The organism is uncultured Maricaulis sp. (assembly GCF_963976135.1).
In the GTDB taxonomy this organism is placed as follows: Bacteria; Pseudomonadota; Alphaproteobacteria; order Caulobacterales; family Maricaulaceae; genus Maricaulis.
Window position 1 is genome coordinate 1 of sequence record NZ_CAXBKN010000029.1, and the last position, 23,965, is coordinate 23,965.

The following is a 23,965-nucleotide window of genomic DNA, read 5'->3' on the forward strand; positions in this document are numbered from 1 at the left end:
AGCCGCACACGCAAACCGGGACACTTGCCCCATTTGCCTATCCCAATACGGGAAGACGGCGTGCCAGCCCGCCCCAGCCTCAAACCAGGACCTGTCCGGTTTTCTGAACAAATTCAAAACAATAACGAAAGGTTTCAATCACTGCACGCGGCGGCCCAATTATTGCTCATTCCCTAATACAAACGGTCAAATGAGGACGAAATCATGCGGGCGATCTTTCATTCCGGCCATGGCCGGCTCGAAGACAAGTCGAACACATTCACCGCCATGCGGATCGTCTTCGCGATTGTTGTTGTCTATGCCCATGCGGTGCTAATCCCGATGGGTCTGCCCTATCACGGGGTGTGGCCGGAATTTGTCGATGCGACTGTACAGCTGGCGCTCGACGGGTTTTTCATCCTCTCCGGCTATATGATCACCGCCAGCCTGCTCAATAACCGGGACATGCTCTCCTTCACCGCATCGCGGGTGCTGCGCATCTTCCCGGGCCTGATTGCGGCCGTGCTGCTGATGTGGCTCGTGGTTGGTCCGCTCTTCACCGAGCTGTCGCCCGGCGAATACTGGAGCCATGCCCAGACCCTGCAATTCCCGCTGATGGTGATTTCCCAGGCCGACCCGCTGGCCGGCCTGCCGGAAGTGTTCAACGCCTCACCGATCGGCGGCACGATGAATGGTGCGCTGTGGACGATCCGCTATGAATTGCTCGCCTATCTCGGCGTCGGCCTGCTGGCCGCAGTCGGCCTGTATCGCCACCGCAGCCTGATCCTGGTCTGGGCCGGCCTGGCTGCCGCCTTCGGCGTCGCCTACCAGATCTTCGGCTATAGCGGCATTGGCGAGGGCACGATCGGTTCGATGGCCCGCTTTGGCCCCGCCTTCATGATCGGCGCCGGCTTCTATGCCGCCCGCGACCAGATCCCGCTCTCGGCCGGCTATGTCGGCCTGGCCCTGCTCGCCGCCTTTGCCAGCCAGGGCACGGCCATGGGCCCGGTGATGCTGCAGATCGCCCTGGCCTGGCTTTATCTCTGGGTTGGTTTCCTCGATGTGCCCGGCCGCATCGGCAAGGCGCTGCGCGAAGTCGAGGATGTCTCCTACGGCGTCTATATCCTGCACTGGCCGCTGGGCATGATGGCCTTCGCCCTGATGCCGGGCATCGGCGCCAACGCCCTGTTCGCCATCATGACCGTCAGCGCGATTGCCGCCGGCTGGGTATTGCGGGTCACGGTCGAAAAACCGGCCCTGGCGATGAAGCCCTACCTGCTGGCCCGGCTGCGTCAGCCGCGCATGGTGGCGGCAGAATAGGCACTCCAATCAGCGCTAGGCCCGGAACGGGTCCTGCATCAGGATCACGTCCTCGCGTTCCGGACTGGTCGAGACCAGGGCGATCGGGCATTCGATCAGCTCCTCGACGCGGCGGACATATTTGACGGCTTCCGCCGGGAGATCGGCCCAGGAGCGGGCGCCGGCGGTCGAGCCCTGCCAGCCTTCGAGCTCCTCATAGACCGGGGTGACCCGTGCCTGGGCTTCCTTGCCGGCGGGCAGATAATCGAGACGCTGGCCATCGAGCTCATAGGCGACGCAGACTTTCAGCGTCTTGAAACCGTCGAGCACGTCGAGCTTCGTGAGCGCAACCCCAGACACACCGCCGACCTGCAGAGTCTGGCGCGTGATCACTGCATCGAACCAGCCGCAGCGGCGCTTACGTCCGGTGACGGTGCCGAACTCATGGCCGCGCTCGCCGAGCTTCTGGCCGTCATCATCATGCAGCTCGCTGGGAAACGGGCCGGCGCCGACGCGCGTCATATAGGCCTTGGCGATGCCGAGCACATAGCCGACATCCTTCGGCCCGACGCCGGTGCCGGCTGAGGCCTGGCCGGAGACGGTGTTGGACGAGGTCACGAAGGGATAGGTGCCGTGATCGACATCGAGCAGCGCGCCCTGGGCGCCCTCGAACAGGACTTTCTGGTCGGCGCGGATCGCATCGGCCAGCACCCGCCAGACCGGCGCGGCATAGGGGATGATTTTCGGCGCGATCTCGAGGATCTCGGCGAGCAATTGCGCGGCCGGGTATTCCGGATGGCCGAGGCCGCGGCGCAGGGCATTGTGATGGTGCAGGATATCGGCGACGCGCGCCTTCAGCGCCGTCTCGTCCATCAGGTCGATGACGCGGATGGCGCGGCGGCCGACCTTGTCTTCATAGGCCGGACCGATGCCGCGGCGCGTCGTGCCGATGGCTTCACCATCATCGCGGTTTTCGCGGAAGGCATCGAGTTCGCGGTGGATCGGCAGGATCAGGGCTGCGGTCTCGGAAATCTTGACGACGTCGGGATTGATATCAACGCCCTGGGCGCTGATGCGCTCGGCTTCGGCGATGAAGGCCCAGGGGTCAACGACGACACCATTGCCGATCACCGACAGCTTGCCGCGCACGACACCGGAGGGCAGCAGCGAGAGCTTGTAGACTTTCTCGCCGACGACCAGGGTATGGCCGGCATTATGCCCGCCCTGAAAACGCGCGACGACATCGGCGCGATGGCTGAGCCAGTCGACCAGCTTACCCTTGCCCTCATCGCCCCACTGGGCGCCCACCACGGTTACGTTCGCCATGTCTGACTCCTGTCCTGTCGCGGGTTTTTGTCACGAAGCCGTGACCCGGACCAGATCAATTTGCATTCATCCGGCGATCCCGACAACATCGTGCCCGGAAAATCCTCCATCGGCAGTTTCATGCGGAGACCATGATGATTTCAGCACGAACACTTCTCGCCTCGGCATTGCTCGCCTTTGCCATGACGCCGGGCGCCAGTGCGCAGCAAACCCCGCCACAAGGATGCAACGACACCATGCATGATGATTTCGATTTCTGGGTCGGGGAATGGAATGTCTATGCGCCCGATGACGGCCCCTATCAGGGCCACAACTCGATCACCAAGGCCCAGGGTGGTTGCCTGATCAGCGAACGCTGGAGCGGCGCCAGCGGCAGTACCGGCGAGAGCATGAATTTCTACGACCCCCTCGTCGGCGCCTGGCGCCAGGTCTGGGTCAGCCCGGGCAATTTCATCGACTATACCGGCGGGCTCAATGCCGACGGCGCCATGGAATTGACCGGCGAAATCCACAATACCGGCAATGGCGTTCGCGCCCCCTTCCGCGGTGTCTGGACGCTGCAGGAGGATGGTTCTGTGCGGCAGCATTTCCAGCAACAGGGCAGTGATGGCAGCTGGTCCGACTGGTTTGTCGGCATCTATGTACGCCAGGAGACCGACCCGCGCGCAGCCGAGGCGGCAGCAGCCCGCGGCGAGTAGGCAGCGCGGCTCAGAACTCGACGACGTAATAATGTTCCATGTCGTAGAGGGCATAGAGCAGCTCGGCGGGGATGCCGTAGGCGTGTCGCAGATAATCGCGCTGCGAGGCGTGGATCTGCCAGCCGCGCACCTTGGCCCAGCCCTCGCCCGGCATTTGCAGATTGGGCGCGGGCTGGTTGGCGACGACATGCCGGCCGCGCTCGCCGCCGAAACGGCCCATCATGCGGCTCGGCGCCAGGATATAGGCGATGGCGCGCGGCGCGGTGTCGGGATCAAGTTCGCGCAGACGCCGCACGGCCTCGGTCGCGGCGCGTCCGGCGGTGCGGTGATCGGGATGCCAGGACAGGCCGCTCTCCGGCCAGAAGGTGACGATCAGATCCGGCTGCCAGGCCTGCATCCGCTCCATCAGGCGCCCGACATAGATTTCGTAGTCCGCATCCGAAAGCCCGCCATCGGGATAATCCCAGACCTCCTGCGCCTCGAGCCCCAGCGCCCAGCCATTCTTGAGCACTTCGGCGTGGCGGATAATGCCCAGCTCGCCGGGACGGCTGACCTGGGGCAAGGGCGTGCCCGCCTCGCCGCGCGTTGCCGTGATCATGCGGGTGACCGCCCCGTCACGCGTCCGGGCGCGGATCAGCAGGCCGGTGACCGATTGCTCGTCATCGGGATGGGCGAAGACGGCGAGCACGGATTGCGCGCCGACCTCCCCCGCGACCGACGGCACGGTCCGCGTTCCGGGGGCTTCGAACAGGGAATCGAGCCAGAGCCAGGCAGACGCCAGCGCGATCACCAGCACGCCGGCGATGACGATCAGGAATCGCAAGACCGGCGAGCGCGGCACGGCTTAGCGGCCGAAGCGATAGCTCAGGCGGACACCGGCATTGTCGAGCGCCTGATTGCGTCCCGATGCGAGGATCTGGCCATGCGAGATATGCTCGTAATAGGCTCCGATCGCCCAGCGATCATTGATGTCGTAATCGAGACCGATCGTGGTGTGGAACAGGATATGGCTGCCCATCAGGGCCCGCGTTGTCGCCAGGCGAATCCGGTTGGGATCGCCGGGAGGCGCATTCTGGTCGATATCAACGACGCCGTCATTATAGGACAGGCCTTCCTTGAGCTCGAGATTGAGCCGCTCGGACAGCGCGATATTCCAGGCCAGGCCGACCGAACCGAAATCCGTCAGGCCCTGGGTGTTGAACGAGCCATAGACATAGGGCCGCGGCGACCAGATGCCGGACAGGAAATCCGGCGAAGCGAACAGGAGTTCGGCAGTCACATTGGGGCCGTCCTCGACATGGTCGGCCAGATCATGGGCGGTCACACCGAGGCGGAATTCCATGCCGCGATCTTCAGCCTGGGCCGTACCGGCCAACAGCGCGACGGCTGCAGCCGCCATCATAAAACGTATCATGATCATCCCCTTGAGCTGAGGCCCGATGCCAAATCCCTGTTGTGCAACGGATAGCGCGACCGTTACGCCGCGTCCAGCGCCTCGCCCCAGGCCCAGTCGAGCCAGGGGCCGAGTGCGGCCAAATCATCACGTTCGATGGTCGGCCCGCACCAGATGCGGATACCGGGCACGGACTGGCGGTGCATCGAGATATCGAGCGCCGCATTCTCACGCTCGAGCAGGGTACAAATCCGTTTGGTCAGCGCCCATTGCGCCTCGGCATCCATCACTGCGACGCGCGGATCGGTGAATTTCAGCGTCACCGAGACCGGCGAACGGACGGCCGGGTCCTCACACAGATAACCGAGCCAGTCAGATTGTTTCACCCAGGCGTCGAGCACAGCGAAATTCTCTTCGCGCCGCCGCACCAGCTCGGGCAGGCCACCAATCCGGGCCGCCCATTTCAGGGATGAGACATAGTCCTCGACACACATCAGCGACGGCGTGTTGAGGGTCGAGCCCTCATAAAGCGCCATATTTGCCTTGCCGCCGGCGTGCAATTGCAGCAGGCCGGGAATGGGCCAGGACGGCTTGTAGCTGTTGAGGCGTTCGATCGCGCGCGGGCTCATCACCAGCATGCCGTGCTGGGCCTCGCCGCCGAGGCATTTCTGCCAGGAGAAGGTGAGGACATCGATCTTCGACCAGTCAATATCGACGGCAAAGGCGGCCGAGGTGGCGTCGCACAGGGTCAGCCCCTCGCGCCTGGCGTCGATCCAGTCGAGATCGGGCACCCAGACACCGGCCGCCGTGCCATTCAGGGTGAAGACCGTATCGCGCTGGCCATCATGCTGGGCCAGATCGGGCAATTGCCCGGCCGGGGTCTCGAAAATGCGTAAATCCTCAAGCGGCAGCTCGTCGCGGGCATCGAGGATCCAGCGCTTGCCAAACACGTCCCAGCCAAACACATCGACGCCCCGTTGGCCGAGCAGCGACCACATCGCCGCTTCCATCGCCCCGGTGTCGGAGCCGGGCAGGATGCCGACCTTGTAGCCTTCCGGCAGTTCCAGCAGCGCATGCGTGCGGTCAATCGATTCCTTGATCCGCGCCACGGCCTGGCCGGCGCGGTGGGTGCGTGAAAGTGGCGCCTCGCCGAGCCCTTCCCAGGTCCAGCCGGGATGCTTTTTCACCGGTCCACAGGAAAAACGCGGATCGGCGGGCCGGGTCATGGGCTTGGTATTGCGGGTGTCGGGGGCGGCAGTCTGGGAATCGGCCACGTGTATCTCCGGATCATGGGGCGGCAAGGGAGTCGCCGACACGTTGACGCCCTGCGCGCAGCGGGGCAAGAGGCTTTGCATGATCGCATCACAACGCGCCCTGTTCGACCTGCCGCGCGAGGTCGCCTATTTCAACGCCGCCTATATGGGCCCGATGCCGATCGCCGGATCCGGTGCGGGGGCGACCAGCTATGCCCGCAAGACCCGGCCCTGGACGCTCGATATCGAGGCCGATTTCTTTGCCGCGCCGGAAGCTTTCCGCACCCGCGCAGCAGCCCTGTTCGGGGCCAGCCGCAATGATGTCGCCATCGTGCCGGCCGCCTCCTACGGGCTGGCGACAGCAGCGCGCAATCTTGCCCCTGACGCCCGATCGGAAATCCTCGTCCTCGACGCGCAATTCCCGTCGAATATCTATGTCTGGCGCGGGCTGGCGAAACAATATGGTGCCCGCATCCGTACAGTGACGCGGCGTGAGGATCAGGGCTGGACCGAAGCCATGCTCGGCGCGATCAGCACCGCGACCTCGATCGTCGCCTGCCCGCATGTGCATTGGGCCGATGGCGGCCAGCTCGACCTCGCCGCGATCAGCGATGCGGCGCGCCGCCAGGGCGCGGCGCTCGTGCTCGACCTGACCCAGTCGCTGGGCGTTCTGCCCTTTGATATGGCGGCGATCCAGCCCGATTTTGCTGTCGCCGCCTGCTATAAATGGCTGCTCGGCCCCTATTCCATCGGCGGCCTCTATGTCGCACCGCAGCACCAGCCCGGCGAGCCACTGGAGGAGAACTGGATCGTGCGCGACCGGGCCGAGGATTTCGCCCGGCTGGTCGATTATGCCGATGAATACGCACCAGGCGCGCGCCGTTTCGACATGGGCGAGCGCTCGGCCTTCCAGCTGGTACCGGCGGCGAATGTCTGCTTGCAGCACATGCTCGACTGGGGCGTCGCTGAGATATCGGAAACCCTCGGGGCCAGAACGGCAGAGATCGCCGAAGCCCTGGCCCCGCTCGGCCTGCGCGATGTGACACCGCAGCGCGCGCCGCATTATCTCTGCCTCGCCCTGCCCGACGGCGCGCCGGCCGACCTGGTCAAGCGTCTCGCAGCGCGGCAGGTCTATGTCTCGCAACGCGGCGACCGGCTGCGCGTCACCCCGCATCTGTATAATGACGAGACTGATCTGGCCCGGCTGCGCGCCGCGCTGCAGGCCGAGCTCTGATTTGACCCGGCCCGTCCACCACCCGTCTCTGCGCGACTGGGCCATGCTGCTTGTGCTGACCCTGCTCTGGGGCTCGGCCTATGCTTTCATCAAGCACGCAGTGATCAGTTTCCCCCCCTCTGCGCTGATCCTGGTGCGCATTGGCGGCGCGGCGATTCTCCTGACCGGCTGGACCTATGCCCGCGGCCACCGCCTGCCGCCGCTCAATGACAAGCGCTGGCTCTGGTTTGGCGCGCTGGGCCTGTTCGGCAATACCGCGCCCTTCTTCCTGATCAGCTGGGGCCAACAGACCATCGACAGTTCGCTGACCGGAATCCTGATCGCCACCATGCCGCTCACCACCATCGCGCTGGCGCATGTTTTCGTGCCCGGCGAACGGATGAATGGCCGCCGTCTGGCCGGTTTTCTGATCGGTTTCGGCGGCGTCGTTATCCTGCTCGGACCGGTCGCGCTGCAAGGGCTGGGCGGGTCGGGTCTGCTGGCCCAGATCGGGATTTTGTGCGCGGCGATCTGTTACGGGATCAATGCCGTGCTGGCCCGTCTCCTGCCCGACACACCGCCCTCGCTCTCGGGGGCGGGCATGCTGATCATGGGCGCACTGCTGTCACTGCCCTTCGGGGTCTGGGACCTGGCCCACATGCCGGCGGCGCCGGCATCAGCCTGGATGAGCGTCTTGTGGCTGGCGATCGGACCAACCGCGCTGGCCTCGGTCCTGCTGATGCAGATCGCGCGCACCGCCGGGCCGAGCTTTCTGGCGACGGTCAACTACATGACCCCGATCGCGGCCGTTGCGACCGGCGTTCTGATCGGTGAGACCCTGGGCTGGACGGCCCTTCTGGCGCTGGCAATCATCCTCGCCGGGGTCTGGATTGCGCGCAAGAAGCCCCTGCCACCGCCGGTCTGATCACGCGGACTATTCCCGGATCATCCACATATGGTCGACCGGGCCGTGACCGGCACCGAAACCGGGTGCGCGGGAGATCGCTTCATAGAGATAATCCCCGGCATGCTTGACGGAATCCGACAGGGAATAACCGCGCGCCAGCAGTCCGGCGATGGCCGAGGCCAGGGTACAGCCCGTGCCATGGGTATGGCGGGTCTCGATCCGGGGGCGCTCGATGATCTCCATGCCGCGCGCCGAAACCAGCACATCACGGGCGACGCTGCCACTGCCATGACCACCTTTGACCAATGCGGCACGGGCGCCCATTTCGATCAACGCCTCGGCAGCACCGATCTGCCCGTCAATATCCTCGATCTTGCCGCCGGCGAGCCGTTCGGCTTCCGGGATATTCGGCGTGACAAGCGTTGCCAGTGGCAAAAGCCGGTCGCGGATAGCCGCTTCGGCGCCCTCATCCAGCAAGACATCGCCCGAGGTCGCGACCATAACCGGGTCGAGCACGAAGGGGCGGCCCGGGGCGCGCTGCTCGATCATATCGGCGACGGCCAGCACAATCGCCTCATTGACCAGCATGCCGGTCTTGATGGCATCCGTGCCGATATCGTCGAGCACAGCGGTCATCTGGGCGATGACGATGTCGAGAGGGACCGGGTGCACAGCCGTTACGCCGAGCGTATTCTGGGCCGTGATTGCCGTGATCGCGGTGGTGGCGTAACCGCCCATGGCCGCGATCGCCTTGATATCGGCCTGGATACCGGCACCGCCGCCGCTATCGGATCCGGCAATCACGAGCACGCGGCCCGCATGTTCGATTTCCGTCATCATCTCTGCCATGACCATCCCCTGACCTGAAGCATTATTCCGGCTGTAGCAACTGGGCCTGGCCGCGCGCGCGCAGAGCTTCGGAATCGCTGGTCGCATGGCTGGCGGCGCGCAAATACAGCGCCCGGGCTGCGGCGCGATCACCCTGTTGCAGCCGGAGATCCGCGAGGGCCAGAGCCACGGTGACGTTTTCCGGCTCGAAGGCCAGCATTTGTTCGTAGATGCGGCTGGCCGCGGCCGTTTCACCGGCGCGGGCCAGACAGCCCGCATGCTGCATCAGCCGCGCATCATCCCAGGGATTCGCCTCGACCGCTGCTGCCGCATCGGCGCAGGCCGTGAGCTCGGCAGGCAAGGCAGCCGCTGCCATGCTGGCGGCCTGGGCCGGCATGGAACTCGCGCGCGACGGCTCAGCTGGAGCGGGCGGCCGGGACGGGGTCTGTGGCTGTGGCGTGTGCGGCTCGGCGCGCGCGGGCGGCGGTATGGAGGCCGGCGAGGCTGGGTCATGCCCCGTGGTCGGCGTCGGCTGCCAGCCGGGCGCGGCCGCCGGATAGGCCGGAGCCGCCGGAGCCATCTCGGTCGCCGCAGCGCCTGCAGCCAATTGCACCCGGACCAGAACCCCGCCCAGGCGTAATTCCGCCTCGCTCGCGCTCCAGGCCTGCGCGCCCCGGACCTGGATCCGCACACCGCGTTCGGTGGGCTCGACTTCAATGGCGGTCACCAGTTCGCGGCGGCGCGGTATGATATGGCGGGGGCTGGCCTCGATGCCCTCAATGACAAGATCAAGGCCGGACGCCGTGCGCTCCCGGCGCAAAACGGTCGGCTGGCCGTCAAAGGCAATCCAGATCAGGCCCTCCTGGCCGGACAGCCGGGCGCGAAGATCGCGCAATTCGGCATGGGCGGGGGAGGCCATCGACAGGGCAAGACAGAGATAGATCAGGGCGCGCATCTGCATGCCCTCCACCGCTTCGCGTTAAGGCCGCGTTAAGTGCGGCGGGGCGGATGGCAAATCCTGGCCCGTGCGCAACCTCAGCCAATACTCTGATCAACACCGCCATCACAGGTATCATGACCCAGCGCGCCAATCAGTCGGCCATCGGCTTCGCGCACGGATTCAAAGACATAGCAGCTCATCATCGCATCCGGCATGGCCGAGCGGACAAAGATCGGATCGCCCTCGCCGAGCACGGCATCGGCAGCATTGATCGCGCGCAGCGAATTGACGCGCTGACCATCCTCGCGCGTGGCGCATTCCCAGCTGCCGCCGTCGCGGTCAACCAGCCGGATTCCGGTCGCGCCGCCAGACAGCGTATAGGCGAGGGAAACATGGTCGGCCTCGCCGGACATCTCCGCGAGGCAGGCATCAATCGCCGGCAGGTATTCGGCGAGATAATTCGACCAGCGGTCGACCGGGGCGACTTCTGCGGCGCAACCATGGATCTCGTCCTGCCCGATGCGGACGGTGGCAAAATATGGCTGGGTGAGGTCAACCCGCTCCTGGCATGGCCCCGCCTGCAATTCGACCAGAACGGCTGTGCCGGCGCCGGTCACGCCCTCATAACGGCGCACACCGCCATCGAGATACGGCATGGCAATCAGCAATTCCGCGCGCGCATCGCCGCTCGCCAGTCCGTCGAGCGCGAGATCGACGCGCGCTTCACCGCCAACGGATTCGAAGACCATCCGGCCCTGCCAGTCGGCACCGGCGAGGCGGTAACCGAAGCGCGTATCGGCGCTGCGGCTGGCCCGAGAGGGCGCGTAATCGAACGCGCTATTGGCGACACCACCGCCGATGCCGGCATTCGTGGTCGCACAAGCGGTCAGACCGGCGCAAACCAGCCCCACGACCCATAAATATTTCATCTGATTTCCCCCGAAATCCATCCTTGCCTCGCCAGGCCGTATATCATGAAGCGCGACCGGGCAGAATCCGCAATTTCCCCGCATTTCAGCTGCCTTGAGCCTTGGAGTAATACACAGCTTCCCCACAGGCTTGTCTTCAAATGGCCCACACAGTTTCCACAGACTTGTCCACAGCGTCAAATACTGCTGGTGAAGTGCTCGGCGAGGTGATCCACAAACAGGCGTACCCGGTGGGTGAGATAGCGGCTGGACGGGAAAACGGCCCAGAGATTGCGATGGTCCGGCTCCCAGTCCGGCAGCAGCGACACGACGCGGCCATCCTCGAGTGCGGCCCGGGCGGCATAGCGCGGCGAGCAGGCGATGCCGACACCGGCGGCGGCGGCCTCGATTGCGGCGCTGGCCCCATTCAGGGTCAGACGGCCGGACACGCGCACATCGATCTCCTCGCTGCCGCGGGTGAATTTGAGCTGTTGCGGCGCCGGCTTGTTGCGGTCGATGATGATGTCGTGCGTGGCCAGTTCCGACGGATGGCGCGGCGTGCCCCGTGCGGCCAGATAGGCCGGCGAGGCGACGATGCTCATACAGGCCGGTGCCAGGCGGCGGGCGATCAGGGCGCTGTCATCGAGATTGCCGATCCGCACCCCGACATCAAAACCCTCCTCGACCAGATCGACCATGCGGTCCACCAGCGAAAGCCGCACCTCGACGCCCGGCCAGGCCGCCATGAACCCGGCAATGGGCCTCATCAGCTGGCGCGAGCCGAAATCGACCGAGGCCGTGACCCGCAATAGGCCGGCCGGAGCGGAACGGGCATCGGCGACGCCCTCTTCCAGCGCATCATATTCGCCCAGCCAGGGCCGCACCCGGTCGAGCAGCGCCCCGCCGGCTTCGGTGAGACGGACCGAGCGCGTCGTGCGCTCGAACAGGCGGGCCTGCAGCCGGGTCTCCAGGGCGGTGATCTGTTTCGATGCCGCGCCGGGCGTGATGCCCTCGCGTTCGGCGGCCTGGGTGAAACTGCCCAGTTCGGCGACAGAGGAGAAGAGTCTCAAGGCGTCGATCCGGTCCATTATTTCCTCACGCGAAATAGTAACTCGCCAATAGCTGTGATTAACCCGAAACGCCCGCCCTGTTAATGCTTGCTATATTCCTTCATGCAGCAAGCGGACAGGTCCGATGACCCTGCCACCACTTTTTATATCGCACGGCGCGCCCGACCTGCTGCTCAACGGGTCGGCAGCCAACCAGGCCCTCAAGCAGATTGGTCTGCCGGACCTGGCCGCAGCGGTTGTGGTCATCTCGGCCCATTGGGAGAGCGAGACCGCAGAGATCACTGCGTCGGAGCGGCCCGCGACCATCCATGACTTCCGCGGTTTCGGCCCGGCGCTGGAACGGGCCGTCTACCCGGCCGCCGGAGCCCCGGAGCTGGCGGGCGAGATTCATGCCCTGTTGCAGATGGCGGGAATCGCGGCGCGCCTCAATCGCTCGCGCGGCCTCGACCATGGTGCCTGGATCCCGCTGGCGCTGATGCGCCCCGAGGCCGATATCCCCGTGATCCAGATCAGCCTGCCACGCAGCGATGCCGCCGCCATCGCCCTGGGCCGCGCCCTTGCTCCTCTGAGCGGACGTGGTGTTCAGCTTGTCGGCTCCGGCTCGCTGACCCATGCCCTGGCCGATGCCTTTGGGCCGGTCGAAACCGCCCCGTCAGCGCCATTCGCGGCCGCCTTCCATGATTGGGCCCGGCCCTTGATTGCGCGCGGCGACCTCGCGGCGCTGAGCCAGTGGCGCGACGCTCCGCATGCGACGCGCAATCATCCCACCCCAGAGCATTTCCGTCCGCTTCTCACCGCCATTGCTGCAGGACAGGGTCAGCCAGGACGCTTGCTGCACCATTCCTGGAGTCGCGGCGTTCTCGCGATGGATGTCTGGCGCTTCGGCGAAATCACCCCCGGACCAGCTTGAAATTTTCCCGCTTCAGCCGGATCGGCAGCGAAAAATCGATCAGTTTTGCTGCGCCAATGCTGCGCAGCATTTTCTCGGCGTCCTGACGCGCACCTCCCTGCAATGAAGCGAGATGGTCGGTGACGCGTTGCAGCATCCAGAGCGGATAGGGGAAGATGGCGCGATCGGCCTCGACGGACGTATCACGATGCCCGATCATGGCTTTGTGGAAGCCCAATATACGTGGCAGTTCAGTAAGATCCGGGTTGGCGTCGGCCCATTCCGCCAGCGCCACGGCGGTGTCGAGCAGGACCGGCAATTGCTGCGCCGCGAACATTTCCAGCATCGGTATCAGGGTTGGCGGAATATCGTCATTCCCGAGAAATCCACCCGTCAGGCCGTGTTGCGGTGCATGGGTGCGACGGGCCCAGCCGGCGACGCGCGGCGCCAGTCTTTCCATGATTTCACCGGAGGCCGGATCGCGCAGCAAATGCGCGTAGAGCGGTCCGAGAAAACCGTAATCGCCGATCGAGGGCCGCGAGCCGAACAGGAAGTCATGGCGCTCCAGATGCGCATCAAACGCGGCAAGAAAGGCCTCGAATGAAGCTTCCACGGCGGCGACACTCTCCGGAGCGATGCCCAGAACCGGGAGTGCGCCGGAGAAGAAATCGACCGATTTCTGCACCGCCGCAAAGCGCTCGTCCGGCGGCAGGTCGGGATAGGAAGTGGCGCCAAATTCGGCCTGGGCGAAATCGCGATTATAGGCCCAGCGATAATGCATCGCCGGAATGACCAGCCACTCATCGCCGAACAATTCCAGGATCAGCGCCGCCAGCTTCTGCACCGGCCCGTCCGGATAGACCGAAGGTCCCGGCTCGTGCGCCTCGACATAGTCGATGATCTCGGTGGTGTCCTGCACGACGATACCACGCGCACTACCATCGTCATGCAGCAGGACCGGGACAACGGGCCAGCCAATCCGCGGCAGGATAACCGACTTATAGGTCTCAACCGTCGAAAGCTGTTCGCGGAACGCCACATTCTTCCAGCGCAGATAGCCGCGCACCTTGCCGGTATAGAGCGAGACTGCGGTGCCGATCAGCGTGTAAGTCATGGCGAGACTCCCTCATGTTTTCAGGAGTCTGGACGCATGCCGCACACAGAGCAAGCGGTAAGCTGTCAACGGGAATACCGCTCGATTCCAGATCGGGAAGACAGGCACAGTCACGGCCCCGGCCGGGGCTTGAACAAGGGCGTACGCCTGCTAGCGCACGACCCGGTCCTTTTGGGCAATAATCTGGGCATCAGTGAGCGAATGCGCTACCCGCGCCACGGTTTCGGTCCGGGCTGAACCGTAACGGGGCGCATGATTGGTTTCCTGGATCGCCGTCCAGGCCTGCCAGCCCATGCCACCGGTCAAGGCAATCGCCAAGACCCAGGAGGCAAGGGCAACAAGCCTCGCGGACGACTGCCACGTCATTCGTTCAAAACGGGGCATGCGCATTTCCATGTCACGACTCACTTAGATGAGACGCCTTATCATCGCCACTTCGCGACGCCACGCATGTCATATTTGATTAATGAAAGGTTTACAGTGAGTTGAAGCGAGTTGCGCACGGGCGCAGAAAAGCCGGCCCGGATTACCGGACCGGCCTTCCCTCACTCAGTCTGCCACTGCCAATCAGGCGGCGGCGGCTTCCTTGCCGAAGCGGCCGTAGAAAGTCTCGCCCTTTTTGGCCATTTCGCGCAGCAGGGCCGGCACGGCGAATTGCTCGCCATAGGCCTTTGCCAGCTCATCGGCACGCTTGACGAAGGCGGCTGCCCCGACCGTGTCGATGAAGCTCAGCGCCCCGCCGGTATAGGGTGCGAAACCCCAGCCGAGGATGGAGCCGACATCGGCTTCGCGTGGATCCTGGACAATACCCTCTTCCATACAGCGCGCCGCTTCGAGCGCCTGGGTGTAGAGGATGCGGTCCTTGATCTCGTCGGCCGATGGCTGTTCTTCCGCGTATTTGCCGCCCGGAGCAAACTGCTCCAGCTCGGGCCATAACCGCTTGGGCTGGCCTTTTTCGGCCGGGTAGTCGTAGAAGCCCTTGCCATTCTTGCGGCCGAAACGCTCATATTCCTCAACCATCTTGAACAGGATGGGTTCGGTCGGCGAGGGCTTGTAGGCGGTGCCGAGATCGGCCTTGGTCTGCTTGATCAGCTTCACGCCGAGATCCAGCGCAACCTCGTCCTGCAGGGAAAGCGGACCAACCGGCATGCCGGCCATTTTGGTCGCATTCTCGATCAGGGCCGGCTTGATGCCCTCGGCGAGCATATTCATGCCCTCGCCGATGAAACGCATCACGCAACGATTGGCGTAGAAGCCACGCGTATCGGCAACGACGATCGGGGTCTTCTTGATCCGGGTGACGAAATCGATCGCGCGCGAGAGGGCATAATCGCCCGTCTTCTCGCCCATGATGATCTCGACCAGATTCATCTTCTCGACCGGCGAGAAGAAGTGGATGCCGATATACTGGTCAGGACGCTTGGAGGCGGTGGCCAGCGAGGTGATCGGGATCGAGGAAGTGTTGGAGCCAAACACGGCGCCTTCGGGAATGACATCCTCGGCCATTTTGGTGATCTTGTGCTTGAGTTCGGAATTCTCGAACACCGCCTCGACGACCAGATCGACATCCTTCAACAGGGCGTAATCGGTAGTCGGGGTGATCATGCCGGCCAGCTTGTCGGCCTTTTCCTGGGAAACCTTGCCGCGCTTCACGCCGCCGGCAAAATAATCCATCGCATGCTGCTTGCCCTTTTCGGCGCCCTCTTGCGTGGCGTCGATCAGGACGATCTCGATCCCGGCCTGGACCGAAACCGTGGCAATGCCCGCACCCATGAAGCCGGCACCGATGACGCCGACCTTCTTGATCTCGCCCTTCGTCTGGCTGGCCGGACGGCGGCCGCCCTTGTCGAGCGCCTGTTTCGACAGGAAGATCGAGCGGATCATATTGCGGCTTTCAGGCCGCAGCATCAGCTTGGTGAAATAGCGGCTTTCAATCTTGATCGCCTCGTCCATCGAGACCTGCGAGCCTTCATAGACGCAGGACAGGATGTAACGCTGGGCCGGGTAATTGCCATAGGTGGTCTTGCGCAGCATCGGGCTGGCAGCGCCGAACATTTGCGCTCCGGCCGGATGGTAGGGACCACCACCGGGGAAGCGGAATTTGTCGGCATCCCAGGGCTGTTTCGACTCGAGCTTGTTTTCCTTGACCAATTCCTTGGCCTTGGCGACCAGCTCGGCCATCGGCACGACGGCATGGACAATGCCCTGGGCCAGGGCCGTATTGGCGTCGATCTGCTTGCCTTGCAGCAGGATCGGCGCCGCATTCATCAGGCCGACGAGGCGCGGCAGACGCTGGGTGCCGCCACCGCCGGGCAGAACGCCGACCATGGCTTCGGGCAGGCCGAGCTTGGCCTTGGAATTATCCGACGGCATGACGCGGTAATGGCAGGCCAGAGCGATTTCAAAGCCGCCGCCCAGGGCGAGGCCATTGATCGCGGCCGCAACCGGCTTGCCGCAGGTTTCCAGCGCCCGGAATGTCTTGTTGAGACGGAAGCATTGCTCGAACAGCTTGGCCTTCATCTCGTCTTCGGGAAGCTTGGCCAGCTCGGCCGCAGAGCCGCCCAGTTCGGACAGATCGGCACCGGCACAGAAGGCATCCTTGCCAGAGGTGATGACCGCGCCCTTGACGCTGTCGTCAGAGGCGATCTTGGCCGTCAGCGTGTCGAAATCCGTCATGACATCGGCGGAAATGACATTCATCGACTTGCCGGGGCTGTCGAAGGTGATGAGAGCAATGCCGTCAGCGTCGATCTCGAATGTGAAGTTTTTCATCTCAAATATCTCCTGATCGATCCGATTAGACGCGTTCAATAATGGTGGCGGTGCCCATGCCGCCGCCGACGCACAGCGTGGCGAGGCCGGTTTCCTTGTCGGTGCGCTCGAGCTCGTCGAGCAAGGTGCCGAGGATCATCGCACCGGTAGCGCCGAGCGGGTGTCCCATGGCGATCGAGCCGCCATTGACGTTCATGATGTCGTGGGGAATTTCATAGGCCTGCATCAGGCGCAGCACGACGGCGGCGAACGCCTCGTTGAGCTCCCACAGATCGATATCCTTGGACGACATGCCGGCTTTCTTCAAAGCCTTGGCGGTGACGGCGACCGGGCCGGTGAGCATGATGGTCGGCTCGGAACCGATCGAGGCCATGGAGCGGATACGGGCGCGTGGCTTCAGGCCGGCCTTCTTGCCCGCTTCCTTGGAACCGATCAGCACAGCTGAGGAACCGTCGACAATACCGGAAGAATTGCCGCCGGTATGGACCCAGTTGAGATATTCGATCTCGGGATAGCGCTGCAGCGCCACCGCTTCGAAGCCGACGAAATCGGACATGTCCTTGAAGGCCGATTTCAGGCTGCCGAGCGCCTGCATGTCGGTACCCGGACGCATATGCTCGTCATGGTCGAGAATGGTCAGACCGAGCTGGTCCTTGACCGGCACGATGGACTTCTTGAAACGGCCCTCTTTCCAGGCCTGAGCCGAGCGGCGCTGGCTTTCCATCGCATAGGCGTCGACATCATCGCGGCTGAAGCCGTGCTTGGTGGCGATCAGATCGGCGGAAATGCCCTGGGGCACGATATAATGATCGAAGCTGATCTCCGGATCGACGCCCATGGCACCGCCATCGGAACCCATCGGCACGCGACTCATCGATTCAACACCGGAACCGATCGCGAAATCGGCTTCGCCGCACATCACCTTGGCGGCGGCGAGATTGACCGCTTCCAGGCCGGAAGCGCAGAACCGATTGACCTGGAAGCCGGCGGTGCTTTCGGCATAGCCGGCATTGATCACGGCCGAGCGCGCAATGTCCGAGCCCTGCTCACCAACCGGCGAAACACAGCCCATGATGACATCATCGACCAGTGCGGTGTCGAGCCCGTTGCGATCGCGGATCGCCTGCAATTGCTGGGTCGCGAGCTGCAGCGAGGTGATCGCATTGAGCGCCCCGTTCTTCTTCTTGCCGCGCGGCGTGCGAACGGCGTCATAGATGTAAGCTTCGGTCATGTTACGTCCTTTCCCGTTTTCGGGTGAGTGGCTTTATCGACTTGGTTTGTTGGGCCGGACAAATTCCCGGCCGATGGGGTAAATCTCACAAGGGCGATCATTCCTCCGCCCCTACTTCAGTCATGTGGTGCGCCACGGCGTTTTCGCCGCGCGCTTCGAGCGCCTTGGCGATCAGGAGGCGTTCGGCGGCCGGCTTGTTCTGTGACAGCTTGGCCTTGCCCTCCAGGCGGACAATCTTGAATTCGAAGGCCTGGATCGCGCTCTCGAGCCGGACACGCTGGCCAAGCTCGATATTGGTGATGCGCCAGTCGGACTCGAAATCGGCGATCTGGGCCGAGAGCGAACGTTCCGCCGCCTCGCCCTCAAGCGGAATGAAATGCCCGAAGGCGTGCACCGCCATGTAATTCCAGGTCGGCACATTATTGTCGGGGTCCGAATACCAGGTCGGTGAGACATAGGCATGCGGGCCGGAGAAGATCGCAATCGCCTCCTTGCCGTCACGGATCGCCTGGGCGACCGGATTGGCCTGGGCGACATGGCCGATCAGCATTTGCCGGCCATCATCGAGCTTGAGCGGAATATGCGTCGCCGCCAGATCCGGCTCGCCGGGCACCAGCACGATGGCGAAATCATAGGCCCGCATCAACGCGGAGAGCGAAGCCTGGTCATCGATGCGGAAGTGTTTCGGCGTGTACATGGTTCGCGTCCAATAAGCCCTAGAGCGACCTGGCGATCAGCAGTTTCATGATCTCGTTGGTGCCGCCATAGATACGCTGGACGCGGCTGTCGCGCCACATTTTGGCGATCGGATATTCATTCATGAAACCATAGCCGCCATGCAGCTGCACGCATTCGTCGACGACCTCGTTCTGGACGTCCGAGACCCAGTATTTCGCCATTGAGGCGGTCGAGACATCGAGCGTGCCATTGAGCAGGCGTTCGGAGCAATGGTGGACAAAGACTTCCGCCAACGTCGCCTTGGTCTTGCACTCGGCGAGCTTGAACTGGGTGTTCTGGAATTTGATGATCGGGCGGCCAAAGGCCTCGCGCTCTTTCACATAGGCAATCGTCTCGATCAGGGCGCGTTTCATGACGCCGACACCCTGGACGGCGATCTGCAGGCGTTCCTGCGGCAATTGCTGCATCAGCTGGATGAAGCCCTGGCCCTCTTGCGGGCCGAGCAAGGCGCTGGCGGGAACCCAGACATTGTCGAAGAAGAGCTCGGCCGTGTCCTGGGATTTGAGGCCGACCTTGTCCAGCAGCTTGCCGCGGCGGAAGCCTTCCAGCCCGTCGGTCTCGACGAGGAAGAGGGAGGTTCCGTCATAGCCTTTTGACGCATCGGTCTTGGCGACGACAATGATCAGATTGGCGGTGCCGCCATTGGTGATGAAGGTCTTGGCGCCATTGATGCGGTAGCCATTGCCGTCCTTGACGGCAGTGGTCTTGATCGCCTGCAGATCGGAACCGGCATGCGGCTCGCTCATCGCGATGGCGCCGACCAGTTCGCCGGAGACCATCTGCGGCAGGATGGCGTGCTTTTGCTCTTCCGAGCCGTAATGCCAGATATAGGGCCCGATGATGGAATTATGCAGCGAGGCGCCCCAGCCGCCGGTACCGCGCATCGAGGCCTGCATGTGGAAGACATAGTCATGGCGCCAGTCGCCGCCGGCGCCGCCATATTCTTCCGGGCATGACGGCACGAGCAGGCCGGCCTCGCCACCCTTGTACCAGAGCTCGCGATCGACAATGCCGGCCGCTTCCCAGCGCTCGGCATTGGGTGTGCATTCCTTTTCGAGAAAGCCGGCAACGGCTTCGGAAAAGATATTGACGTCTTCGCGGTCAAGCCAGGCCGGCTTGGGTACATTCAACGGATCCTGCATATCACCCACTCCCCAGTGTTATGGTGCTCGTGTCGTTTTTATCGTGTTCGCGGCTGCGTTCGGTGTCGCCTCAGAACTCCTCGGCCGACAGCGCCATCATCGCATCGGCGCCGGTCTTGACCTTGGCCAGATGCATGGCGCCTTCGGGCACCCAGCGCTCGATGAAATAGACGCCGGTCTTGATCTTGTTGGCATAGATCGGATCGCTGTCACCGGCGGCGATCTTCGCGGCCGAAACCTTGGCCATCTTGGCCCACATATAAGTCAGGCAGGTCAGACCGAAGAGCTGGAGATAATCATGCGAGGCAGCGCCCGCATTGTCGAAATTCTTCAGACCATTCTCGACCAGCCAGTTGGTGGCTTCCTCGAGCTTGGCCTTGCAGTCGGCAACCGCGGCGATGAAAACCTGCTCGCTCTCGCCGCCACCGGCGGCAACGAAGGCGTCAAGCTCGGCGAAGAAGCTCATGATCGGACGCATGCCATTCATCGCCAGCTTGCGGCCGACCAGGTCGAGCGCCTGGATGCCGTTCGTGCCTTCATAGATCAGGGTGATGCGGGCATCGCGCAGCAATTGCGAGGCGCCCCACTCCTCGGTGAAGCCCGATCCGCCGTGGATCTGCAGCCCGTTGGAGACCATGTCGAAACCCTTGCCGGTCAGATAGCCCTTCACCACCGGGGTGAGCAGAGCCATGTAATCACCGGCCTTCTCGCGGACGTTCGGATCGGAGGCTTTCTCCTCGAGATCGCCCTGCAGTGCGGTCCAGAGCGCGAAACAGCGCGCGCCTTCGACAAAGGATTTCTGGTCCATCAGCATGCGGCGGACATCGGGATGCACGATGATCGGATCGGCCGGACCATCGGGGTTTTTCGGCCCGGTCAGGGAGCGGCCCTGGAGGCGGTCCCTGGCGAAGCCCAATGATTGCTGATAGGCGGCTTCGGCGAGGGCATAGCCCTGCAGGCCAACGCCGAGGCGGGCTTCATTCATCATGATAAACATGATTTTGAGGCCCTTGTTTTCCTCCCCGACCAGCCAGCCGGTGGCCTCGTCATAATCCATCACGCAGGTGGCATTGCCGTGAATGCCCATTTTCTCTTCCAGCCCGCCGCATTTCAGCGTGTTGCGGGTGCCCGGATTGCCATCCGCATCGGGCAGGAATTTCGGGACCACGAAAAGGGAGATACCCTTGACGCCGTCCGGTGCGCCCTCGATGCGGGCGATGACGAGGTGGATGATATTCTCCGCCATGTCGTGCTCGCCGGAGGAAATCCAGATCTTCTGGCCGGTAATCTTGTAGGAGCCGTCGGCCTGGGGCACGGCCTTGGTGCGCAACATGCCCAGATCGGTGCCGCAATGCGGCTCGGTCAGATTCATCGTCCCGCCCCACTGGCAGGAAATCATTTTCGGCAGATAGAGACGCTTCTGCTCGTCGCTGCCACCGGTGTGGAGCGCCGCGGCGGCACCCAGGGTGAGGCCGGGATACATGCCGAAGGCCATATTGGCGGCCGAGACCATTTCATTGAATGCCAGATTGAGCACGTGTGGCAAGCCCTGACCGCCATATTCCGGATCGGATGAAAGCGCTGTCCAACCACCTTCGGACATCTGCTTGAACGCATCCTTGAAACCGGCCGGGGTTTTGACATTGCCGTCCATGTCGCGGACGCAGCCCTCGACATCGCCGATATGCGACAGCGGTGCGAGCACACCCTCACAGAATTTCGCGCCTTCCTCGAGGATGGCATCGACGGTGTCGGCATCGGCATCTGCGAAGCCGGGCAGATCGCCATATTGCGAAAGATCGAGGACATCATGGAGAATGAAACGCTGGTCACGAACCGGGGCGCGATAAGGGGTTGTCATGGTGAGATCTCCGATGAGGCGTAAGGGGCAAGGAAGGGTTTTGTTATTCAGTCTATTCCGCGTTCAGGCTTGACCAGGGGTCGAGCCGCGCTGCTGCCAGCGCCTCGAAGGCACGGGCACGGCGGCGCACTTCGTCAGACGGTTCGCGATCGGCGAGCCGGTCGCGCATCCAGTCGAGACCGGCCTGCAGTTCGGCGATGGCGTGGTCGACATCCTCGCGCTGCTGCTTGAGAACCGCGACACGCGCCTCGAACCGTTCGATCGCCGGCTCAAGCCGCTCGCGGCCACCTCGATAGATCGGCTCAAGGTCGAGGATTTCCTTGATTTCGTCGAGCGCGAATCCGACTCGCTTGCCGCGCAGGATCAGCTCGATCCGGGCATGGTCAATCGCGGAATAGATGCGGCTGGCGCCGCGCCGGACCGGATGGATCATGCCCTTCTGCTCGTAAAAGCGCAGCGTGCGGGGCGTGACATCGAACTCCTGGGCGAGTTCGCGGATGGTAAATTCGGAATCAGGAGCGACCGGATCAAGCATGCGCATTTATGCTCACATCTTTACGCGAACGTCAACGTCATTTTCGATTTTCAAGTCGATACGCAGATGTTTTTGCCTTCCCCCCTTCCCTCACCCAGCGCCGCACGGCAATGTTGTAGCATGACCCGATCAACCCGCCCCTGGCTTCTGGCCCTGCTCGCCCTCGCGGCCGCGCCCTTCGCCCCGCCCGCACTCGCCCGGCAAGCCGCCGACAATCCGTTTTCGATCACCCAGCGCACCGCGGCGGCGCAGGACGAGGTCGAAATCCCGGCCTATACACCGGCCGGCGCCTTTCTGAACCGCGGCAATTATCTCGCCGCGCGTGGCGCGACAGACGAGCGCGTCCTGCGGACGCGCTGGCGCATTGAGCGCTTCGATCTCGATGGCACGGTGCAGTCGACCGAAACGCGGGAGGTGGTCATCGGCGACGGATACGTCACCGAGGCGACCAATCCCGGCGCTGCCGTGATTGATTTCAAGCAGGAACGTATCCTCACCCGGGTCGCGACCCTGGCCGGCCCGGTGATGCGCAACCGGCCGGTGATCGGCCATGTCCACCGGCAGATGGACACTTTCACCTTCTACACCCGCGGCGGTGAGCTCGACGAGGTAACCGGGCCCGATGGCAGCCGGTTCGAACGTTTCTGGATCGAGGCGGCCATGGGCGTCCGGCTGGCCGAAGTGCCGATGCTCGTCACCGCCACCGAAACCGGCGCCTCCGAAGTCCGCCGCAATGCCGATGGCGCCGTCATTCTCGGCATCAGCCCGGGGGTTGATGGCAGCCCGGCCGAGATCGAATTATTCCGGCGCTGGCTGCGCCACACGACCGCCATCCATCCCGATGCGCTCAATGTGATGAACGCGCTGACCGGCATCCCGGCCCGGTTCGGCTTCATCGTCTTCAGCCCGAGCAGCCCCGATGGCCGGCGCGAAGTCTGGACCCGGCTCAGCGCCGGCGAAAGCACGGCGCGCTTCCCCTGGCCGGAAAACCTGCCCGCTGCCGCCGCGGCGGACTATGACTGGCCGGACGCGCGGATCGCCCCGCTTGTGCAGGCCGGCTTCGACGCTGCGGGCCTTCCCGCTGCCAGCCCTGGCGAAGAGGTCTTCCTCGATGCCGCCCAGGCTGCGGCGAATGCGGGCGACAAGGCCGGCGCCCTGCTGATGCTCTATCAGGCCTCGCATCATCTGGGGCCCTGCCCGGCGCGCTCGGCCGAACCGCTTTGCACGCGCATCTCGCAACTGGTCGCCGCCGGTCTCGGCGATGCGGATTTCGAGGCCCTGATGGCGACCCTCGCCGCCCTGCAAGGCGACCGGGCCGCCGCGCTGACAGGCCTGCGTCCCTATATCGGGCGCAGCGACCTGGCCGGCGCAGCCGCCAACCTGCTCGCCGCAGAAACCCTGGCGGCGCTGCGCGTCACCGATTCCGCGCATGCGCCGGATCTCGATCCGATGGGCCTGTTCGCCAGCAGCGCCCTGGCCGATCCCTATTGCGCGCTGACCTATTGGCATGCGGGCCGCTATGCCGCGAGCCAGGCCGATGTCGAGTCGGCCTGGATGCTGTTCGACATTGCTTCTGGCCTGCCCGCCGCCGGGACGACTTTGCCGGTTCGCGAAGCCGCGGTGATGAATGCGCAATTGCAGGCCATCGCGCCCAATTACTTCCGTCCGCCGCCACGGCAAGCCGATGCCGGCACCGGCACCGAGGCCGGGACAGGTCCGCTCGCAGAGACCGATTAACGCCATTTGCCCACAGGTTTTACGCCGCGTTAACCGAGTCGGAGCCTTGTTCAGACTCAGAATTTCGGCGTTCCGGCGTCGATTTTCCGCATTGGGTGTGGAAACACTACATATAGCGTTCCCAACCTTGGT

At 63.8% G+C, this 23,965-nt stretch carries 22 protein-coding genes; 6 read left to right on the plus strand and 16 right to left on the minus strand.

The features are described from left to right. The first annotated feature begins 204 nt into the window (after positions 1-204). Complete coding sequence (locus tag AAC023_RS05810) at positions 205-1,299, plus strand: acyltransferase (protein ID WP_339739087.1); 1,095 nt, start codon at positions 205-207, stop codon at positions 1,297-1,299. A 15-nt stretch (positions 1,300-1,314) separates the two neighbouring features. Here the strand turns inward: AAC023_RS05810 and AAC023_RS05815 are convergent, their stop codons facing one another. After that, entirely contained in the window at positions 1,315-2,604 is a 1,290-nt protein-coding gene (locus tag AAC023_RS05815; protein ID WP_339739089.1) for an adenylosuccinate synthase, read from the minus strand. Positions 2,605-2,735: 131 nt separating this feature from the next. Here AAC023_RS05815 and AAC023_RS05820 point away from each other — a divergent pair, with 131 nt between their 5' ends. Next, a complete protein-coding gene (locus tag AAC023_RS05820; RefSeq protein WP_339739091.1) occupies positions 2,736-3,302 on the plus strand; it encodes a hypothetical protein in 567 nt (188 codons plus the stop codon). Positions 3,303-3,312: 10 nt separating this feature from the next. Here the strand turns inward: AAC023_RS05820 and AAC023_RS05825 are convergent, their stop codons facing one another. From AAC023_RS05825 to AAC023_RS05835, 3 genes are all read right to left on the minus strand, one after another. Further along, positions 3,313-4,125, minus strand: a complete 813-nt coding sequence (locus AAC023_RS05825; protein WP_339739093.1) for a PIG-L family deacetylase — start codon at positions 4,123-4,125, stop codon at positions 3,313-3,315. Between the two features lie 21 nt (positions 4,126-4,146). Further along, complete coding sequence (locus AAC023_RS05830) at positions 4,147-4,716, minus strand: acyloxyacyl hydrolase (RefSeq protein WP_339739095.1); 570 nt, start codon at positions 4,714-4,716, stop codon at positions 4,147-4,149. A 62-nt stretch (positions 4,717-4,778) separates the two neighbouring features. Next, on the minus strand, positions 4,779-5,969 hold the full coding sequence (locus AAC023_RS05835; RefSeq protein ID WP_339739097.1) for a phosphoserine transaminase: 1,191 nt from the start codon (positions 5,967-5,969) through the stop codon (positions 4,779-4,781). 79 nt (positions 5,970-6,048) lie between these two features. On the opposite strand from AAC023_RS05835, the gene AAC023_RS05840 reads away from it, so the two are divergent. Both AAC023_RS05840 and AAC023_RS05845 read left to right on the plus strand, forming a co-directional pair. Further along, on the plus strand, positions 6,049-7,182 hold the full coding sequence (locus AAC023_RS05840; RefSeq protein ID WP_339739099.1) for an aminotransferase class V-fold PLP-dependent enzyme: 1,134 nt from the start codon (positions 6,049-6,051) through the stop codon (positions 7,180-7,182). Between the two features lies 1 nt (position 7,183). Then, complete coding sequence (locus AAC023_RS05845; protein WP_339739101.1) at positions 7,184-8,086, plus strand: DMT family transporter; 903 nt, start codon at positions 7,184-7,186, stop codon at positions 8,084-8,086. 9 nt (positions 8,087-8,095) lie between these two features. Here the strand turns inward: AAC023_RS05845 and thiD are convergent, their stop codons facing one another. From thiD to AAC023_RS05865, 4 genes are all read right to left on the minus strand, one after another. Then, a complete protein-coding gene (gene thiD / locus AAC023_RS05850; RefSeq protein WP_339739103.1) occupies positions 8,096-8,917 on the minus strand; it encodes a bifunctional hydroxymethylpyrimidine kinase/phosphomethylpyrimidine kinase in 822 nt (273 codons plus the stop codon). A gap of 22 nt (positions 8,918-8,939) precedes the next feature. Then, the gene (locus AAC023_RS05855) at positions 8,940-9,857 is read right to left on the minus strand and encodes a tetratricopeptide repeat protein (RefSeq protein ID WP_339739105.1); all 918 of its coding nucleotides are present in this window, start codon (positions 9,855-9,857) and stop codon (positions 8,940-8,942) included. Between the two features lie 74 nt (positions 9,858-9,931). Continuing rightward, complete coding sequence (locus tag AAC023_RS05860; RefSeq protein WP_339739107.1) at positions 9,932-10,765, minus strand: hypothetical protein; 834 nt, start codon at positions 10,763-10,765, stop codon at positions 9,932-9,934. Between the two features lie 176 nt (positions 10,766-10,941). Next, entirely contained in the window at positions 10,942-11,832 is an 891-nt protein-coding gene (locus AAC023_RS05865; RefSeq protein ID WP_339739109.1) for a LysR family transcriptional regulator, read from the minus strand. 106 nt (positions 11,833-11,938) lie between these two features. Between AAC023_RS05865 and AAC023_RS05870 the strand changes: the two genes are divergently transcribed. Then, the gene (locus AAC023_RS05870) at positions 11,939-12,724 is read left to right on the plus strand and encodes a class III extradiol ring-cleavage dioxygenase (protein ID WP_339739111.1); all 786 of its coding nucleotides are present in this window, start codon (positions 11,939-11,941) and stop codon (positions 12,722-12,724) included. Here the strand turns inward: AAC023_RS05870 and AAC023_RS05875 are convergent. From AAC023_RS05875 to AAC023_RS05910, 8 genes are all read right to left on the minus strand, one after another. Further along, positions 12,705-13,817: a glutathione S-transferase family protein gene (locus tag AAC023_RS05875; protein ID WP_339739113.1), complete on the minus strand. Its 1,113-nt coding sequence runs from the start codon at positions 13,815-13,817 to the stop codon at positions 12,705-12,707. The genes AAC023_RS05870 and AAC023_RS05875 overlap by 20 nt on opposite strands. A gap of 150 nt (positions 13,818-13,967) precedes the next feature. Further along, entirely contained in the window at positions 13,968-14,213 is a 246-nt protein-coding gene (locus AAC023_RS05880) for a hypothetical protein (RefSeq protein ID WP_339739115.1), read from the minus strand. Between the two features lie 171 nt (positions 14,214-14,384). Continuing rightward, the gene (locus AAC023_RS05885; RefSeq protein ID WP_339739117.1) at positions 14,385-16,589 is read right to left on the minus strand and encodes a 3-hydroxyacyl-CoA dehydrogenase NAD-binding domain-containing protein; all 2,205 of its coding nucleotides are present in this window, start codon (positions 16,587-16,589) and stop codon (positions 14,385-14,387) included. Between the two features lie 25 nt (positions 16,590-16,614). Continuing rightward, positions 16,615-17,820 carry an acetyl-CoA C-acetyltransferase gene (locus AAC023_RS05890; protein WP_339739119.1) on the minus strand — a complete coding sequence of 402 codons (1,206 nt, stop codon included), beginning with the start codon at positions 17,818-17,820 and terminating at the stop codon, positions 16,615-16,617. A gap of 97 nt (positions 17,821-17,917) precedes the next feature. Further along, the gene (locus AAC023_RS05895; protein ID WP_339739121.1) at positions 17,918-18,517 is read right to left on the minus strand and encodes an FMN-binding negative transcriptional regulator; all 600 of its coding nucleotides are present in this window, start codon (positions 18,515-18,517) and stop codon (positions 17,918-17,920) included. Between the two features lie 19 nt (positions 18,518-18,536). Next, complete coding sequence (locus tag AAC023_RS05900) at positions 18,537-19,700, minus strand: acyl-CoA dehydrogenase family protein (protein ID WP_339739123.1); 1,164 nt, start codon at positions 19,698-19,700, stop codon at positions 18,537-18,539. A 70-nt stretch (positions 19,701-19,770) separates the two neighbouring features. Continuing rightward, positions 19,771-21,561 carry an acyl-CoA dehydrogenase C-terminal domain-containing protein gene (locus tag AAC023_RS05905; protein WP_339739125.1) on the minus strand — a complete coding sequence of 597 codons (1,791 nt, stop codon included), beginning with the start codon at positions 21,559-21,561 and terminating at the stop codon, positions 19,771-19,773. 52 nt (positions 21,562-21,613) lie between these two features. Beyond that, on the minus strand, positions 21,614-22,102 hold the full coding sequence (locus AAC023_RS05910) for a MerR family DNA-binding transcriptional regulator (RefSeq protein ID WP_339739127.1): 489 nt from the start codon (positions 22,100-22,102) through the stop codon (positions 21,614-21,616). Positions 22,103-22,216: 114 nt separating this feature from the next. Between AAC023_RS05910 and AAC023_RS05915 the strand changes: the two genes are divergently transcribed. Then, positions 22,217-23,833 carry a hypothetical protein gene (locus tag AAC023_RS05915; protein ID WP_339739129.1) on the plus strand — a complete coding sequence of 539 codons (1,617 nt, stop codon included), beginning with the start codon at positions 22,217-22,219 and terminating at the stop codon, positions 23,831-23,833. The last annotated feature ends 132 nt before the right edge of the window (positions 23,834-23,965 follow it).

What these genes read in the sequence shown, in the direction of transcription:
- AAC023_RS05870 (WP_339739111.1), top strand. Translation starts at nt 11,939, where the DNA reads ATGACCCTGCCACCACTTTTTATATCGCACGGCGCGCCCGACCTGCTG.
- AAC023_RS05815 (WP_339739089.1), bottom strand. Translation starts at nt 2,604, where the DNA reads ATGGCGAACGTAACCGTGGTGGGCGCCCAGTGGGGCGATGAGGGCAAG.
- AAC023_RS05840 (WP_339739099.1), top strand. Translation starts at nt 6,049, where the DNA reads ATGATCGCATCACAACGCGCCCTGTTCGACCTGCCGCGCGAGGTCGCC.
- AAC023_RS05885 (WP_339739117.1), bottom strand. Translation starts at nt 16,589, where the DNA reads ATGAAAAACTTCACATTCGAGATCGACGCTGACGGCATTGCTCTCATC.
- AAC023_RS05890 (WP_339739119.1), bottom strand. Translation starts at nt 17,820, where the DNA reads ATGACCGAAGCTTACATCTATGACGCCGTTCGCACGCCGCGCGGCAAG.
- AAC023_RS05865 (WP_339739109.1), bottom strand. Translation starts at nt 11,832, where the DNA reads ATGGACCGGATCGACGCCTTGAGACTCTTCTCCTCTGTCGCCGAACTG.
- thiD (WP_339739103.1), bottom strand. Translation starts at nt 8,917, where the DNA reads ATGGCAGAGATGATGACGGAAATCGAACATGCGGGCCGCGTGCTCGTG.
- AAC023_RS05860 (WP_339739107.1), bottom strand. Translation starts at nt 10,765, where the DNA reads ATGAAATATTTATGGGTCGTGGGGCTGGTTTGCGCCGGTCTGACCGCT.
- AAC023_RS05900 (WP_339739123.1), bottom strand. Translation starts at nt 19,700, where the DNA reads ATGCAGGATCCGTTGAATGTACCCAAGCCGGCCTGGCTTGACCGCGAA.
- AAC023_RS05915 (WP_339739129.1), top strand. Translation starts at nt 22,217, where the DNA reads ATGACCCGATCAACCCGCCCCTGGCTTCTGGCCCTGCTCGCCCTCGCG.
- AAC023_RS05810 (WP_339739087.1), top strand. Translation starts at nt 205, where the DNA reads ATGCGGGCGATCTTTCATTCCGGCCATGGCCGGCTCGAAGACAAGTCG.
- AAC023_RS05905 (WP_339739125.1), bottom strand. Translation starts at nt 21,561, where the DNA reads ATGACAACCCCTTATCGCGCCCCGGTTCGTGACCAGCGTTTCATTCTC.
- AAC023_RS05830 (WP_339739095.1), bottom strand. Translation starts at nt 4,716, where the DNA reads ATGATACGTTTTATGATGGCGGCTGCAGCCGTCGCGCTGTTGGCCGGT.
- AAC023_RS05855 (WP_339739105.1), bottom strand. Translation starts at nt 9,857, where the DNA reads ATGCAGATGCGCGCCCTGATCTATCTCTGTCTTGCCCTGTCGATGGCC.
- AAC023_RS05880 (WP_339739115.1), bottom strand. Translation starts at nt 14,213, where the DNA reads ATGGAAATGCGCATGCCCCGTTTTGAACGAATGACGTGGCAGTCGTCC.
- AAC023_RS05895 (WP_339739121.1), bottom strand. Translation starts at nt 18,517, where the DNA reads ATGTACACGCCGAAACACTTCCGCATCGATGACCAGGCTTCGCTCTCC.
- AAC023_RS05875 (WP_339739113.1), bottom strand. Translation starts at nt 13,817, where the DNA reads ATGACTTACACGCTGATCGGCACCGCAGTCTCGCTCTATACCGGCAAG.
- AAC023_RS05820 (WP_339739091.1), top strand. Translation starts at nt 2,736, where the DNA reads ATGATGATTTCAGCACGAACACTTCTCGCCTCGGCATTGCTCGCCTTT.
- AAC023_RS05910 (WP_339739127.1), bottom strand. Translation starts at nt 22,102, where the DNA reads ATGCGCATGCTTGATCCGGTCGCTCCTGATTCCGAATTTACCATCCGC.